We start from the raw sequence: 17645 nt of genomic DNA on the forward strand, positions 1-17645 counted from the left end.
CCACGAATGTTGTGGACACCACGATCATGATCACGAATGTTGTGGAGGACATCATCATCACCATGCTGATGAAGTATTCCAAAGTATTGGCTTTGATACAGCTAAAAAATACAGCAAAGGAGAATTATCTGATATCTTAAATAAATTAAGCAACGAAAATGTTTTACGTGCTAAAGGATTTGTTGATAGTGATGATACAGACTGGTGGTATTTTGATTTAGTACCAGAAGAATTTGAAATTCGTTTAGGAAAGCCAATGTATACAGGTAAAATTTGTGTTATTGGTAAAGATATTGATGAAAATAAAATGAAGGAATTATTTTTAGGATAGTATGGAAAATAAAGTAAGAGTCTATTTATTTACAGGATTTTTGGAAAGTGGGAAAACATCATTTATTCAAGATACTGTTTTAAATGATGATTTTCATTATAATGAAAAAACCCTTATTCTTTCCTGTGAAGAAGGTGTTGAAGCTTATAATGAAGAAACCTTAAAAAAAGCTGATTGTGATGTCGTTTACGTAGATGATGAATCAACGATTACGCCTGATTATTTAAGTGAACTTAACCAAAAATATCATCCAACTCAAGTTATGGTTGAATATAATGGTATGTGGAATAGTCAAGAGTTCATTCACGAAAAATGTATTGATCCATGGATGGTTGTCCAAGTCCTTACAACAATCAACGCTGAAACATTTGATATTTATTATAATAATATGCGAAGCCAATTCGTAGATCACGTTACTCAAAGTGATTTGGTTATTATTAATAGATGTGATAAAAACACTAAAAAATACGTAGTACGTGGCAGTATTAAATCTTTAAATCCTCGTGCTCAAATCATTTATGAAAACAAAAATCATCAAATAGAAAACATTACCAGTGATGATTTACCATATCAATTAAGTGATGAATATATTGAAATCAAAGATATGGATTATGGTATTTTCTGTATGGATATTATGGAACACCCAGAAAACTATGAAAATAAAACTTTAAAACTTAAAGCTCAAGTTATTGGTAGAGATAAAATTTTAAAAAATGGTTTTGTTTTTGGTAGACAAGCCATGGTATGTTGTAGTGAAGATACGCAATTATTAGGACTTGTATGTGTAAGTCCTCTTGCTGATAAATTGATTCCTCATGAATGGTTAACTCTTGAGGGCACAATTGCTGTAGAATTTGATGATTCTATTCAAAGTCAAATTCCTATTTTATATGTTGATAAAATAGAACCTGCTAAACCATTAGATAATGATTATGTTACATTTGATTAGAAGTCTTAGACTTCTTTTCTTTAAAAATAAAAAAGGCCGAAGCCTTTTTTATTTTTAGAGAAAAGAGATATCTATTATTTACCTGGCATATCTATTCCAGAATTTATGATATCAAAATCATAAATTAAAGAGAAGAACGAATTATTGAAGATGTCTTTGTTAAAATGTTTTAGGTAAATGTGTTTTTTATATTGTTCACTTAATTTGATGGAAAGGTAAATATAATGTTACAATATAATGTCTTCAATATTTAATTATGTTGTTTTCTCTTTACAAGTATAATTTATCACAATTTGTCTTTTGTTAAAACATTTTAGGGTCATCATGTAACATGTAACCGACTTTGAAACAAAATGTTAAGATATTCTCTTTTTAATGAATATAATACCTAATAAACTCATCATCAATATCACAAATAATCCAGTTAAGTTTGTAGAATCAGTATCTTTTGTTTCTACATTTTCTTTTTTATTTACATTTTCGTTCACTGTTTTATTTTCTTGAACAGTATCATTTGATCCTGTTTTATCATTATTCACTTTTTCAATTTGTTTATAAGCATTTTGTAGTGAACTATACATTTGATCAATTTCTGCTTGAGTTGCATTATCATTATTTAATAATTCTTTACTTTGATTCAATAAAGTAATAAGTTTACCTGTATTTTGATATTGACCTAAATCAAGTTTTTCTATTTCTTTAACAAGTTGACTCAATTTGTTTTTGTCAGCTTTTAAAACTAAACTATTTAACATAGTTGTTAAAGATTTTGTCATATCATCTATTTCTGTTTGTGTCACATCTACTTTATCTAATAATGCTTTTGCTTTTGCAACCTCACTGTCAAGTTTTAATAATGAAGCAGGTGTATACTGACTTCGATCAATAGATGTTGCTTTAATAATAGTATTTTGTAATTTTTCTTTATTTACTTTTAATTGTAAAGAATTGAATGCTTGTTGTAACTCTTGAGTTGCTTTAGCAATTTCATCTTTTTTAGGAACTGCTTTTTCATATGCATCTTTTGCTTGTTGATATTTTGTTTTTAATACTTGTAATGATTGATCAGTATATTTTGATTCATCAACATTTTCTACTTTATCTAATAATGCTTTTAAATTTTGATATGATTCTTGGGTTACAAGATTATCTCTTACATTGTATAAATCTTGATAAGCTTTTAAAACATCATCATTTGTTGCTTGATCATTATCAACAACTGTTTGTGCTTTTTGTAAATAAGTATCTAATTCATTTAAAGTTGCTTCTAGATATAATGAACGATCTAATTTCTTTATTTCCTCCATTAAAGCAATTAAGTCTGTTTTATCTCCTTTTAAAACAAGTTGATTTTTTGCTTCTGTTAATTCATTACACATGTTATCAACTGTTTCTTGACTACTATTTTTATCATTATAGACATCTTGAGCTTTTGCTAATTTATCTTTTAATTGTTCAAAAGAAGCTGATGTATATAATGTTTCATCAAGTTTACTGTATTCATCAATTAAAGTTTTTAAGTAATCAAAACTTGCTAATTTTGTAAGACCAGTTATGCTATCTTGTAAATCTTGTTTAGCTTTTAAGATGCTTGATGAAGTCGCATCTGCATCATTCATGACTTTAAGTGCATCATCTAATGCTTGCTTAAAACGTTCACTAGAACTTGGTGTATAAACTGAAGTATCAATATCTAAATTCATATAGTATAAATTTGTAAGTTCACTTTTATCTAACGCTTCACCATAAACTTCTACTTCCCATAATGAATATCCATAAATGCTACCTGGTTTAACACCTTGCATTTTTACATATCTAGCAGTTACACCATTGTAGTTATAAGTTTCAATACCACCATTTCCATTTGTTATATTGCTAATATCTTGCCAATCTTTACCATCTAATGATACTTGAATCTTATATTCTGTTGCACCACTACCTTCCCAGTTTAATTTAATTTGATTAATATTGTAATAATCATCTAAATCTACATAAATCCATTGATTAGATACATCCTTTTTATTATCTTTTTGTCTTAAAGAAACCCATCTTGATTCTTTATCTTTAGTTGCATCTTCACTGCCATCAAAAGCTTTTGAAGCCCCATATTGACTCTTGTATTCACTAGAAGCATAAGCTTTTTTATTTAATGCTAAATTTGTTGTCGTTGGTTGTTTAACACGAAGACCGTAAACTTCAAATTCCCATAACGAATATCCATAAATACCTGAAGGTTTTAAACATTCAACTCTTACATATCGAGCAATACTTTGATCAGCATAGTCAAATGTTCTTTCTCCTGATTTTCCGTCATTTACAACAGATAAATCTTTCCAGTTTTTACCATTTGATGAAATTTGAATCTTATAATCTGTTGCACATGCTCCTTCCCAATCTAAGACAATCTTAGATATATCATAGTAGTTTTCTAAATCTACATAAATCCATTGATAATCAACATTTTTATTTTGATTTTCTTTTTTTCTAACTGATACCCAACGTGACTCCTTACTACCATCAAATGCTTTAGATGTACTATGTTCAGATTTAAAAGTACTAGAAGAATACGCTGGTTTATTTAAGGCAATATTTTGATTTTGATTTACTACTGATGATTCTTTACCATAAACTTCAACTTCATTGATACCAATACCATAATTTGTATTGCTTACACATCTTGATTTATAAGAATGAATCTTTACATAACGTCCATAGATAAAATCATCATAAGTATGAATATCTCTTAAGGATGAATTAGTTTTTGATTCACTTACAACATTCCAATTTTGTTTATCATCTGATACTTCAATTGTATAATCATCTGAACATGCCTTTTCCCAATCAATTTGAATCTTATTTATTTTAGAATATTTTTCTAAATCAATAATAATCCAGTTATCATCACTAGCTCGTTTAGATCCCCAACGTTTCTTTAAATCACCATCAACTGCATTTTCTTTTTTCAATTCTTCACTGTATTGTGAGCTTACTTCTACTGGTTTATTTAAAGCAATATTATCGTAATCAATATCTTCTTGTTCTTCACTACCGTAGGCAACAAGTTCAAAAAGGCTGACACCATAATTTTTACCACTGACAATTCTTGTTTTAGTTGAATGAATTTTTAAATAACGTCCAGAAACTGCTTCATCAAATATATATTGATCTTTTAAAGATTCATTTGTTTTTAATTTATCTTTGACTACAGTCCAATTTTGTTTATCATCAGAAACTTCTATACTGTATTCATCCGAACATGCTGCTTCCCATAAAAGGTCAATAGCATTAATTGTGCAGTTCTTTTGTAAGTCTACAATAATCCAGTTATCATCACTGTCACGTTTAGAACCCCAGCGAGTATTCGTATTTCCATCAATAGCGTTTTCTTTTTTCAATTCATCACTATATTGTGAACTGACTTCAACTGATTTTTTATATGTTAGATTTGCTTTTTGATCCCAAGTTATTTCTTTAATTTGATAATTGGCATCATTTGATTTTTTCATCACAATTTTAATATAAGGATAAATACCATTAATATCGATACTGTCTTTATTTGATTTTGTTTTTTGATTAACATTCTTTAAGAAAGTATAGTTAATACCATCTTGAGAAGTATAAATATCATAGTCTAATGCGTAATGATCACCCCAAGTAATATTAAGTTTTGAAAGATATTGATCTTTTCCAGTAAATATTGTTAACCATTCTTCACCATTAGTTTGACTTTGCCAATATGTTGTTTCATCATTATCAAAAGCACATTCTATTTCATGTGATGAAGTTGATGAACTTGCTTGATAAAGATTACTCTCATTTTCTTTTAATGTTAATGATGATCCTGTATAAGGAGCAACAGGACTTAAGAAAGTTGTATTTGTCTTTGTGTTATTATATTCTAATTGAACATTTGTTGTAACACTGCTTTGACTATCTGATGTAGCAAGTGTCATCTTTCTCTCATCTGTTGATTCATCAATAATAAGACTGCAAGGTTGATCAACTGTAATTTTATATCCTTTTTTATATTCCAATGTTCCGGCTTTATAGAAATTAATTTGTGTTTGTTTTAAGGTTTCATGTCTTACAGCTTGAATATTTTCATTATTTGCAACAATCGTAATTGGATTGTTAGTAGCATATTTTGATACTTGATCACTTGTTTGATTTGGTAAAATAATATAAGAATAACTTTGATTGTTTGGTTTTAATCCATGATTAATATAAGCTTTAAATGTTCTTGGTGTTGTTTCCTTTTTTTCTTCAGCCCATAATGATGGATTATCCTTTTGATAAGCATTTGAAACTGTAACAGTTGTTTCATCAGGGAAAATATAACCAATTTTATTGTTATATACCCATTTAGCATCATTCACTTCTTTTGTTGTATCTTTAGATATTGCTGTTCCATCAACTAAAACATCATCAGCTTTTGCTTGATTTAATGTTGTATGAATTTCTGTTGATTCACTAGAAGTAATACCAGAACCTAAAGCCACAATTTCATCATCAAAGAAGAAATAACCTTTGTTAACTTGTGTTCCTTTTTTATCCATAGCATAAGCAGTTGCTCCATATTGACCATTTGAAACACCAATTGTGTGGCTTGTACCATTTGTAAAACGTCCCGCATTAGAATAATCTTGAACGACTCTTGCTGCCGTTGTTGTACCTGGACAGTGTGCCCAATCATATGTAGGATATACTGTTGTATATTCATCACCATCAACAGAAATAGTAGATGCTGCTGAAGAAGTCCAATAAATCAATTGTCCTTGATTTCCATTAGGCCAACTTCCACGCCATTCACCACCAATAATTTCATCAGAATCCATCTTGATATTGACCCCATATCCATTTCTCATATGAGATGCATATCCTGATCTCCACATATAATAATTTCCATTTTTACCATTAGAAGCTTGAGGGTTTTCAATATTATTTAAAATATCTTGATATTGTTTAGCATGAACTTGATCAGAAGCAATCATTCTTTTTAAAGGTTCAATATATTCTGCTGCATAATTTTTATATCCTACAGAATATTTATATTCACGATATCCTAAATATAATTCTTGTAAATCTCCACGGATAGTCCAACTTGTACCATTAATCATATAATCAGCCATACGATTGATAACATCTTCACCAAGTGAAAATGATGTATCTCTAAGCATATAAATCCAAAAGCTCATATCTCTAAACATAGACATACCATAGCCATTAGAATAGAACTGTTTACCATGCATATAGAAACTATTATCTACTTGTACTGCTTCTGCTGTTTTATTATCCTTTTGGGTAACTAAACAATAGCTCAAGTAATTTTCTACCATGTCTTGTAAACGCGTACTATCATCTGTAAGTAATGCATAATAAACATAATTTTGATCAAACCATAAATTATTTTGACCAGTACCATATTTTACTGGTACTTTTTCAAGAAGTTTGTCTAACATGATATTTTCTACATCATCATCAACAACATCTTCTAAAAATAAAGCAATACGAGAAAAACGTAATTGTACACCTACTTGATTTTCCCACCAGTTTGTTGAACGAGGATTTTGCCCCTTCCAATACTGTAATGCTTTTTCTAATTTTTCAACGACTTCTTGTTTTTGATACAAAGCATTACCTTCTTTACTATATGCAATCGCAATCGCTTGAAGACGATCTAACGCTAAATAAGGAGACCATGCTGCTCCGTTAGCGGCATTATTGTTTGCTTTGTAGTTGACATCATCAAAAGATCCATCTTCTTGAATAAGTTTTAAATAGCTATCAGCTTTTGAAACATAACAAGTTTCTACTTTTGATCCATCGTCTATCGTATCTAACGATAAGAAGTAGTCTTTTAATCTTCCTTTAATTGTTTCGATTTCTTGACTTGATGTTAAACCAAATGTCACTTGAATTGATGAAAGTGACATTGTAAAGACAACAAATAAAGAAACCATGACTTTTAATATTTTCTTCATTTTACGTCCTCCTGTAAACGCTTTCTAATTATATATTGCTACCTCTTTACTTTAATTTCAATTTAGATTAACTTGAATATTTATTTTTTTAAAGAATCTCGCTCAATAATTTTAGTTGATAATAATTGTGTCATTTGCACATCATCTATACGATGAATACGATCAATAAGCTTATTCACTGCTATTTGTCCCATCAATTCCTTTTGTACTTGGACTGTCGTAAGTTTTGGCATAGTCTTATTACATAGAGGTGTATCATCAAACCCTGTAATTCCTATGTCATCAGGAACTTTGATATTCATTGAATTTAAAGCATTAAGTAGTGCAAAGGCATTAGAATCATTTGCACATATAAAAACATCAGGAAGTTCTTTATTCTTTAATAATTCAACTATTTTATCAATTCGATTATCTAATACATATTTTTCAGTATCATGTAAAATAGAATATTTTTTAATATAATCATCAACACGAGAAGTAACATGCCTATTTGTTAAAGCATGCTTATACCCCATAAAACGTTCTGAAAAACTTAATGAATAATCCAAATCACCAAAAAAGCCAACATTTTTATAACCTTTATCTAACACATGATTTGTTATTAAATAACCACCTTGTTTGTTGTGAGTTAAAACACAATCACAAGTATCTCCTAGTGATGTAAAATCAACAAGTACCACACATATTCCTGTTTTCTTGAGCTTATTTAAATTTGTATCTGATATTTTACCAACAACTAAAATACCAGCAACTTTACGTTCAAGAATACAATCCGGAAATTCAAAATCGTCATCTTCAAAATAATTAAGAATCGATGAATATCCTTTATTTCTTGCTTGTCCTACAATTGAACGTAAAACAATAGAATAAAAGTGTCCTGTATTAGCATAGTAACTTTGCATTAAAATACAGATATTTGTTTTAGAAAAGACAGAAAGATAATGATGTTTTTCATTAATATATCCCATTTCATCTGCTGTTTTTAATATTTCTAAACGCATGGCATCACTCACACCCGGTTTTTCATTTAACGCTATGGACACAGCATTAATTGATATATTTAATTTTTTAGCAATATCTTTCATTGTCACTTTCATTTTCTTATATCTCCTTTTTATAAATCTTCACCATTACTTGCAATAACTTTTTTATACCATTCAAATGATTTCTTTTTAATTCTTTTCATATCCTTTAAATCATCATTGTCCCTATTTACATATACAAAACCATATCTTTTCTTCATTTGTGCACGACTACTTAAGATATCTATTGGTCCCCACGATAAATAACCGCGACAATCGACTCCTTCACTTACCGCTATCTTCATTTGTTCAAGATGCTTTCTCATATAATCTATACGATAATCATCATTGATTTGACCATCAACTATTTGATCATCATAACCATATCCATTTTCAACAATATAAATAGGCATTTCATAACGATCATATAACTGTCTTAAAGTAATACGTAAACCAATTGGATCTATCGTCCAACCAAATTCAGACATTTCTAAATAAGGATTCTTTTTAATCACTACATCTTCAATATTAGTTAAACTCTCTTGTCCATAATGACTGATCGTAGACATATAATAACTAATAGCTAAAGCATCTGTTTTCCCTTTCTTTAAAATATCAAAATCATTTTCTTCCATATCAGGCATTGTTCCTTCATTTTTCATATTAGCTAAATAATAAGAATTATAATGTCCTCTAGCAAATACATCTAAGAAAACAAAGGCTTCACTTTGTGCTTTCATAGATTCTAATGTATCTAAAGGATGACAAGTTTCTGGATAACTTTGAACAATTGTTGCCATTCCTAAAACAAGTCCACCCTTTTCATGAATATATTCATTAACCAAACTGTGAGCAATTAAAGTATTATGCATAATTTGATTATCAAATCTTATTGGATTTTCATCTTCAGGACAAACAGCACCAAAGAACATTTTTGGACCTTTTTGTAAGATACCATTTTGTTCATTAAAGATAATCCAATATTTCACTTTATGACTATAACGATCTACTAATTTTTTACATAGTTCAACAAAGATATCAACAACCTTTCTACTAGCAAAACCATTATATTTTTCATATAAAAATACAGGCATTTCAAAATGGTAAAGTGTAGGAATAGGTTCTATTCCCCTTTCTATCAATCCATCAATAAAATGATCATAAAAATCAAATCCTGCTTCATTATAAGTTTCTTCATCACTCATTAATCTAGACCAATCAAAAGAAAAACGATAAGCATTAAATCCTAATTCCTTATATAAATCAAAGTCTTCTTGATAACGATGATAACTATCAATCCCATCTTTAAAATCAGAAAACTTTCCTGATACTGTCAAATCACAAACCGCAGGAACTTTACCTCCTTCTAAATAACCACCTTCACTTTGATGAGCTGTAACAGCTCCTCCCCATAAAAAATCTTTTCTTAACATATAATTCTCCTTTTCCATGTATCATCTTTAATGATATAAAGTCATTACTTGAAATTCAAGCAACATTAACTTGAAAATAAAAAGAATTCAACCTTAATAGATTGAATCCTTCTTAAAATTGACTTTATTATTTCATTTTCTTTTTCAACGCTGTAAATAAACCACATATTGAAACAAATAACATTGAACAATAATACATGATTGGTGTCATATCACCAGTAACAACATGATTTCCTCTTTGTTTATGATGATTTAATTTTTCATTGTAAGTCTGCTGCCCATTTTGATTTGCTCCGCCATTATTTGAAGAAGATTGTTGATTATTTCCTCCAGAACTTGATTGATCTTGTTTTTTTACAAACGTCCATGTTCCTGTAAATTCAACATCTGCTTTATTAATTTCCTTTTCATCATCATCAAATCCTTCAAAAACCCATACACCATCATCTGTATACACTTTAGTCACATTATCTTTTAAAGATTTAACAGTCACTTTATCTTGATTAATATATTCTTGATTATCTGTTGGAAGCAAGACTTTTACTTTATCTGGTAATTGTTTTCCATCTTTACTTACAAATATATATTTTACATTATACACATTTGGTGTAAACTTCCATACTCCTTTAAATTCTACATCGAAATTATTTACTGTATCTTGATTTTTGTCCCATGATTCAAATGTCCATGTTCCGTCATTTTCTTCATCATTAATCTTAGTTTGTGTTAATTCCTTAACATCTACTTCTGTACCTGATGTATACTCTTGATCGTCTTGTGGAAGTAAATTTTTAATAATATCTGGTAATTCACTTCCATCTTCACTTTCAAAGCTATATTTTACTTTATGAATATTAGCTACAAATTCCCATGTTCCTGTAAATATAACATTATCTTTATTTACTGTTGCTTTTCTTTCACCATTGTATCCTTTAAATACCCACTTTCCATCTAAATCTGTATCTTCTACTTCTACTTGTCTTGGTGATTGAGCTGTCACTTCTGCTTTATTTAGATATTTATTTGTATCAGTTGGTTTTAGATCTTTAACAGATTGTGGTAACTCTTTTCCTTTTGTTCCACTTTCAAATTCATAACTTACATTATATTGATTTGGTGTAAATTCCCATGAACCAGTGAATGTGATGCCCCCTTTTTGCATATTCTTTGCTTGATCATCCCATTTATCAAAAGTCCATGTTCCATCATTAACATCATCTTTATATGTTGTTTGGCTCGGTGCTAATGCTGCTACATTTTTATCTTTTACATATAATGTTTCATCTGTTGGTAAGTATTGAATAATATCATTTGGTAACTGTAAGCCTTCTGTTTTACTTGCAAATTTATATGTTACACCATATTTGTGTGATTCAAATTTCCATACACCTTTAAAGTTTACATCTGCTTTATTAACTGTTTTTTGTTCTTTATCCCATTTAACAAATGTCCAAGTTCCATCTCTTGTTTCATCTTCATAACTTGTTTGTGTTAATGCTTGAGCTTTTACTGTTGTTCCTGTTATGTAATTTTGGCCATCTGTTGGAATTAGGTTTTTAATCGCTTCTGGTAATTCACTTCCATCTTCACTTTCAAAGCTATATTTTACTTTATGAGTATTAGCTACAAATTCCCATGTTCCTGTAAATGTTACATCGCCTTTATTTACTGTTGCTTTTCCTTCACCATTGTATCCTTTAAATACCCATGTACCATCTAAATCTGTATCTTCTACTTCTACTTGTCTTGGTGATTGAGCTGTCACTTCTGCTTTATTTAGATATTTATTTGTATCAGTTGGTTTTAGATCTTTAACAGATTGTGGTAACTCTTTTCCTTTTGTTCCACTTTCAAATTCATAACTTACATTATATTGATTTGATGTAAATTCCCATGAGCCTATAAATGTGATACCAGCGTTAGTCATTTCTTGTGATTTATGATTCCATGACTTAAATTTCCATGTTCCATCATTTATACTATCTACATATTGACTTTCTTGTAGATCCAATGCTTTAACAATACTTCCATTTTTATAAAGTGTATTATCTGTTGGCAAGTAAGAATTAATCGCTTTTGGTAATTCTTTTCCTTCTGTTCCACTTATAAATGTATAGTTAGCTTTATGTCCAACGCTAACTAACTGCCATATTCCAACGAATTTCACATTTCCATTACTAATGGTATCACTTTGTTTATCCCATGAAATAAATTGCCATGTCTCCCCATTTTCTTCATAGACATTGCTTGATGGTTCCTTTGCATCAATATGTGCACCCTTCACGTAATCTTCGTTATCTGTTGGTAAATATTGATTAATGGCCTCTGGTAAGTTTTTCCCTTCTGTTCCACTTTTAAATTCATACTCTGCGTGGTAAACATTAGGAATAAATTCCCATGTTCCTGTAAATGTAACATTAGCTTTATTTACAGTTGCTTTTCCTTCACCATTATATCCTTTAAATACCCATGTACCATCTAAGTCAGTATCTTCTACTTTTGTTAGTGTAGGTACCTTTGCAGTGATTTCTGATTGATTTAGATATTTGTTTGTATCAGTTGGTTTTAAATCTTTTACTGCTTCTGGTAACTCTTTTCCTTTTGTTCCACTTTCAAATTCATAGCTTACTTTATATTGATTTGGTATAAAATTCCATGTTCCTGTAAATGTAATACTATCATTCTGGATAATTTGTGATTCATTATCCCATGATTGAAATTTCCAAACACCATCGTTATCTTCATCTGTATATTCATCATACTTCTTATTATACTCACTATTAGCTACTATATCATCTTTATAGTATTCATCTTCATCAACTGGTACCAATTCTTTAAGTGCTTCAGGTAACTCGACACCTTCTGTACCACTTTTAAATTTATATTCAGCATGCTTACCAATATTTAAATTAGTACTAATATAACAGTTGCTCGCTGAAGTATGACGCTCTAAGTAGAATAATGAAAATTCACATTTTTGTCCATTTAAAATACCATTCGCTTGAGCAAACTCATCTACGTTTAATTCAATATCTGATGAGTAATGAGCTCCACCTAAATCAGCTGCCAACTTTCCATTAATGAAAACATAAACATCATCGTCACCTCTGAAATTAAAATACTGATTAGCTCCTTTTTTATAAATAAAGTCTCCCTGTACTTTCATTCCAAAATTATAATTATGATTTTGTGGATCAGTTACATTATTATCACTAAATTTTTCACCGTCCAAATAATCTAATGGGAAGAAACCATGGGATTCATTTCCGCTATCATCATTATAGAACTTATTTCCATCATATTTAGTTTTTATCCCAGCATCAAATGTATATTGAGCTTGGTTTCCACTTCCTGTATTTTTTAAAACCATTTGATTATATTTATCAGCTTTTTTATTTAAACTGAAATCTTGATTAAAGAAATTCTTTAATCTTAAATAGGCATAATCCATACATGTAAGACAATCATCTACACTATTTAATTGTCCTTGATTATATTTTGTTTCTGTTTCATCATAATCACCCAATGGTAATGAAAGGCTGTTTTCAGGATGAACACTTAGCGCTGCGATTCTTGATCCTGCTTTACCATTAATTCTTAGTTTGATTGTTCCAGTACCCTGAGGAACGGATATATTTTGTTCATGACTACCACTTATATCCTCTAAATTTACTGTAGTCAAAATTCCATTATCATCTAAAATATCAATACTCATTCCATCTGCTTTAAACCCATTATCACCTAGCCAATAACTTAATATAATGTTTTGATTAGGCAAAATATCTGTTTGGTATGTAATAGAAGCATCGGTTAAACATCCTACACCATCACCTACTTGTTGAAAATAAACTTTACCATTGTATAGCTGACCACCCGCTTTAGTATATTGATCATAATTAATAGATTTCCAATTTTCAGAGATAAATGTTTTACCACCTTCTCCCAAATAATTTTCTGATGTTATGTTTGTTTTAGTATTTGTTAATTTAGGAATAGAAAACTTTAAATCATCTTTTCCATCATCATCTCTATAAATATCAATAATAACTTGGTCATGATTACCAGTATTAAATTGTGTTGCATTATTATCCAATAGAACTTGTCCATCTAATGTCTTAATTTGATACTTGATATTTTCATTTGTACGCCAATAACCAAAATTATAATCTGTATTCTTTTCAACATTGACTATTTTTGTTAAATGATCATTAAACCCTTTATTAATGACTCCATCGCCTTCATGTTGCCAGACTAAATCCTTACTACCTTCATAAATGAGTCCATCCTCTGTCTTAACATTTTTGCTTGAATCCATATGCCAGCTATCATAAAAATAATGATCATCTTTTTTATTTAAAATATCAGAATACGTAGACCCACTTGATTGCATTTTACTAACTAAAGTGTTATATATAGCAAACTTTCTTAAATTTGCATCATCTTTAACGTTTCTTTGAATAGTAGCAGCAGCTGAAACAATCGAGTTTTTCTTATATACCGGATTACCATCTTTCCCTAGTACTGACTCTACTAATCCTTGAGTAACTTCTCCATTATTTGATTCTTTTAAACCTAGCGTATCCATTCCTAATCCTAATGCATACTCATAAAATAACCCATCAGCATCAAAATCATATAATTGTACAGGTAAATTCATTATATCATTTTCACTAGCATAAACAGGAGCAGGCACCATTGAAAATGCCATTGATAATACTAATGCATAAGGTAATGTTTTCTTTCCTCTTTTCATTTTTCTTTTCTCCTCCTCAATAAAAAAACCGTAGTCATCCGCTTCATCGCTCTATGCAACTCAGCCAGCATTCCTTACGGTTAAGCCCTGTAGCTTTGCGTCACTATTTTTCAATAGTTTTGCCAAATAAATTACATTTATATAATATACTTTATTTGTAAAAGAAAGAATGAAAACGCTTTATCGTGTAACATGTTTCATTTGTTGTAACAAAAAAGGTGTCGACTAGACACCTTTAGATTATTTTAATAAAATTTTTTATTTAAAGAGAAAAGAGTACATATAAAAGATTTAGCGTCATTAATATCTTGAAAACAAATATTTGATCCACTAATATATTGCGCCGCATCATTCCATTCATGAATAGAATAATCATTAGAATCAATTTGTTTTAATTCATTTACTTGATTATTTGTCATATAGAAATTACCACATAAATCAGATATATATAAACCTCCGCTGATTTCTCTCATACGTTCTAATAATTCCATACTTTCCTCCTTATCTATATTTTATTCATATTTTCTTTTTAATAATGTAAGTCCTAAAATAGCGCCAAATAATCCAAATACATAAGTCATCATCATTGTATCATCACCTGTTTTAACAGATTTTTTAGTAGCTTTTTTAGCTTTAGATGCTTTTTTAGTAGTTGTAGTATTTGATTGATTACTATTTGATGAACCATTATTATTTGATGTTTGTTGATTACCACTACCATTATTTGAAGAATCAGCTTCAACAAATAATGCATAAAGTGTTACATCACCATTAACTGGTTGATTAAAATCAAAAGCATTTTGATAATTTACATCACTATACCAACCTTTAAATACGAATCCTTCTTTTGTTGGATCTGCAGGTTTAGCTAGTTTTGATCCTTCTGTAACAGTTTGTTGTTGCCTATTAATGGTTACTGTGTAGATTTTCAAAAAATGTGCATATAACTCAACATCATTTTTTACACCTTGTGTAAAATCAAATTTTTGAGTGTATTGTTCGTCAGTGTACCATCCATCAAAGATATATCCTTCTTTTGTTGGATCAGCTGGCTTATTAATTGTATTTCCTTCTACTACAGTTTGCGTTTGACCATTAATTGTTACAGTACAAACTTTTAAGAAATGAGGATATAAATGAATATCTGATGTAATAGTTTTAGTAAAATCAAATTTATTTTTGAATTGTCCATCTGTGTACCATCCATCAAAGACATATCCTTCTTTTGTAGGATCTGTTGGTTTGCTAATTGTTGTTCCAGCTTCAACAACTTGTTCTTGTCCATCAATTATTACTGTACATAAACGTACAAAATGAGGATAAACAGTAACTGAACTTGTTATTGGAACATCAAAATCAAATGGTATTGTATAAGATGTATCTGTATACCAACCTTTAAATACATATCCATCTTTTGTAGGATCTGTAGGTTGTACAACCTTTTGTCCATCTTCTACTTCAATAGTTTGTCCATTCATTGTTACAGTATGCACTGAAACAAAATATGGATAAATTTTTGTATCACTTGTAATTGGTTTGCTGAAGTCAAATTCTTGAGTATGATCTTCATCAACATACCAACCTTTAAATTTAAATCCTTCTTTAAATGCATCATTTGGTTTATCAATAGTTGTTCCTTCTTCAACAATTTTTTTATCACCATTGATATCAACAGTTACTAATTTTACATATTTAGCATAAATATCAATATCATGATCAATGGATTCATTAATATCAAATGCATCATTACCATCTTGATCTTTATACCAACCTTTAAATGTATAACCTTCTCTTTCACTAGGATCAGCTAATTGTCCTAATTTATCTCCTAGTTTGACTTTTTGAACTTGTTGACTAGCAGCATTAGGATGAACTGTAACATTAACATAGTCATCTACATATTCATCAGCAACAGTCATAATATCTGATCCATCTATTTTTGCTACTGTATAACCAGTTGGGTTACCATTATTACGATAAATTTCTCCTAGTGTTGTTAATTTACCAAGTCTTGACTCATCAATTCCATTAGATATATCTGCTTTGTTATAGAAAAGAGCACTAGATGATCCATTAAAACTTGTACTATCAAAAGTAAACCAAGCATATCTTTCAACAAAATCTAAGTTATTTAATTTTTTCATCAAAATAGCCATATATTCTTGAACTGCTTGATTATGTTCACTTTGCTTTCCGTCATATGGATGCCAGTTAGCATCATTGGCAGAAGCAGCATGTTCGGTAATCCAGATTGGTTTAGTATATTTTTCATATACATTAGTAAGATAAGTTACAAAACTATCCGCCGCTTTTTCTGGTGTAAATCCTGTATTATCATTATCCAACCCAATATAGCCTGGATATGTATGAATCGTAATAAAATCATCTTTGACAGATATTGCTCCCCAATAGTTTTCAAACCAACAATTAGCATCAGTTGTACTACCCATTGTAGCCGGTGAACCAATTCTTAAACCACTATCATGGAAATCTTTGTTATATGATGCAGCTACGTCTGCTTTAATATTTGATTCATTAACATAATCTGGTTCATTAAAACTTAAAACTGTACTATATCCTTTTGCTTTTAAATTAGCTAATGTATTTTTGATATTAGCACTATTGTTATAAATCATTGGTACATAGTCTAAATCATGATTAGCTACATTTGTTTCATCAAATGGTTGTGTTCCCCAGTTATAATACCAAGATAATCCTAAGTTTTGTGAATAAGACAAAGAATTACTTGCTCCATTATTTTCTGAATAGAAACCTAAACCCTTTTTTGATACAAAGAAATTTCTAATACTTGTAGATACTTTCGTATCATTGTCTAATACTGCTAAAATTTTAACTTGATGTTTTTCTACTTTTGTAGAATAAACACTACAACTTAATTGTTTTCCATTTTGTTCAATTTGAACATTTTGTAAACTACCATCTAAATAAACTTCATATTTTTTTACATCAGTATTTTCTAATGCATTCCATTTAATTTCAATTGGACCGGCAGGAACAAGTTGTCCTTTTTGTGGATAACTTACTGCTTCCGTTTTCCATGAATTATATGGATTAACATATTCTTCTGCTTTAACAGCAATACAATCAGGAGTAAAGAACAACATCGCACTTATTAGTGCGACAGCTGTTCTTTTAATAAATTTTCTTTTATTCAT

The 17645-nt window shown here is 29.5% G+C and carries 8 protein-coding genes and 1 riboswitch; of the genes, 2 read left to right on the forward strand and 6 right to left on the reverse strand.

The window, feature by feature from the left end; all coding sequences use genetic code 11:
- Positions 1 to 331: GTP-binding protein (locus DW911_RS09400; RefSeq protein WP_147365878.1), on the forward strand; the 331-nt coding region annotated here is incomplete at its 5' end.
- Between the two features lies 1 nt (position 332).
- Positions 333 to 1280, forward strand: coding sequence for a TIGR03943 family putative permease subunit (locus tag DW911_RS09405; protein ID WP_118607743.1), 948 nt, complete (start codon positions 333 to 335; stop codon positions 1278 to 1280).
- Positions 1281 to 1636: 356 nt separating this feature from the next.
- On the opposite strand, the gene DW911_RS09410 is transcribed toward DW911_RS09405, so the two are convergent.
- From DW911_RS09410 to DW911_RS09435, 6 genes are all read right to left on the reverse strand, one after another.
- Entirely contained in the window at positions 1637 to 7261 is a 5625-nt protein-coding gene (locus DW911_RS09410) for a discoidin domain-containing protein (protein WP_118607744.1), read from the reverse strand.
- 80 nt (positions 7262 to 7341) lie between these two features.
- A complete protein-coding gene (locus DW911_RS09415) occupies positions 7342 to 8358 on the reverse strand; it encodes a LacI family DNA-binding transcriptional regulator (RefSeq protein WP_118607745.1) in 1017 nt (338 codons plus the stop codon).
- Between the two features lie 17 nt (positions 8359 to 8375).
- Positions 8376 to 9716, reverse strand: coding sequence for a glycoside hydrolase family 1 protein (locus DW911_RS09420; RefSeq protein ID WP_118433905.1), 1341 nt, complete (start codon positions 9714 to 9716; stop codon positions 8376 to 8378).
- A 127-nt stretch (positions 9717 to 9843) separates the two neighbouring features.
- Positions 9844 to 14469: an SHIRT domain-containing protein gene (locus DW911_RS09425; RefSeq protein WP_118607746.1), complete on the reverse strand. Its 4626-nt coding sequence runs from the start codon at positions 14467 to 14469 to the stop codon at positions 9844 to 9846.
- Between the two features lie 51 nt (positions 14470 to 14520).
- Positions 14521 to 14603, reverse strand: a riboswitch (cyclic di-GMP riboswitch).
- Between the two features lie 111 nt (positions 14604 to 14714).
- On the reverse strand, positions 14715 to 14960 hold the full coding sequence (locus DW911_RS09430) for a hypothetical protein (RefSeq protein ID WP_118433909.1): 246 nt from the start codon (positions 14958 to 14960) through the stop codon (positions 14715 to 14717).
- Positions 14961 to 14981: 21 nt separating this feature from the next.
- The gene (locus DW911_RS09435) at positions 14982 to 17645 is read right to left on the reverse strand and encodes an InlB B-repeat-containing protein (protein ID WP_118607747.1); all 2664 of its coding nucleotides are present in this window, start codon (positions 17643 to 17645) and stop codon (positions 14982 to 14984) included.

The sequence above is a fragment of the Erysipelatoclostridium sp. AM42-17 genome (assembly GCF_003480255.1).
Classification (GTDB): Bacteria; Bacillota_I; Bacilli_A; order Erysipelotrichales; family Coprobacillaceae; genus Faecalibacillus.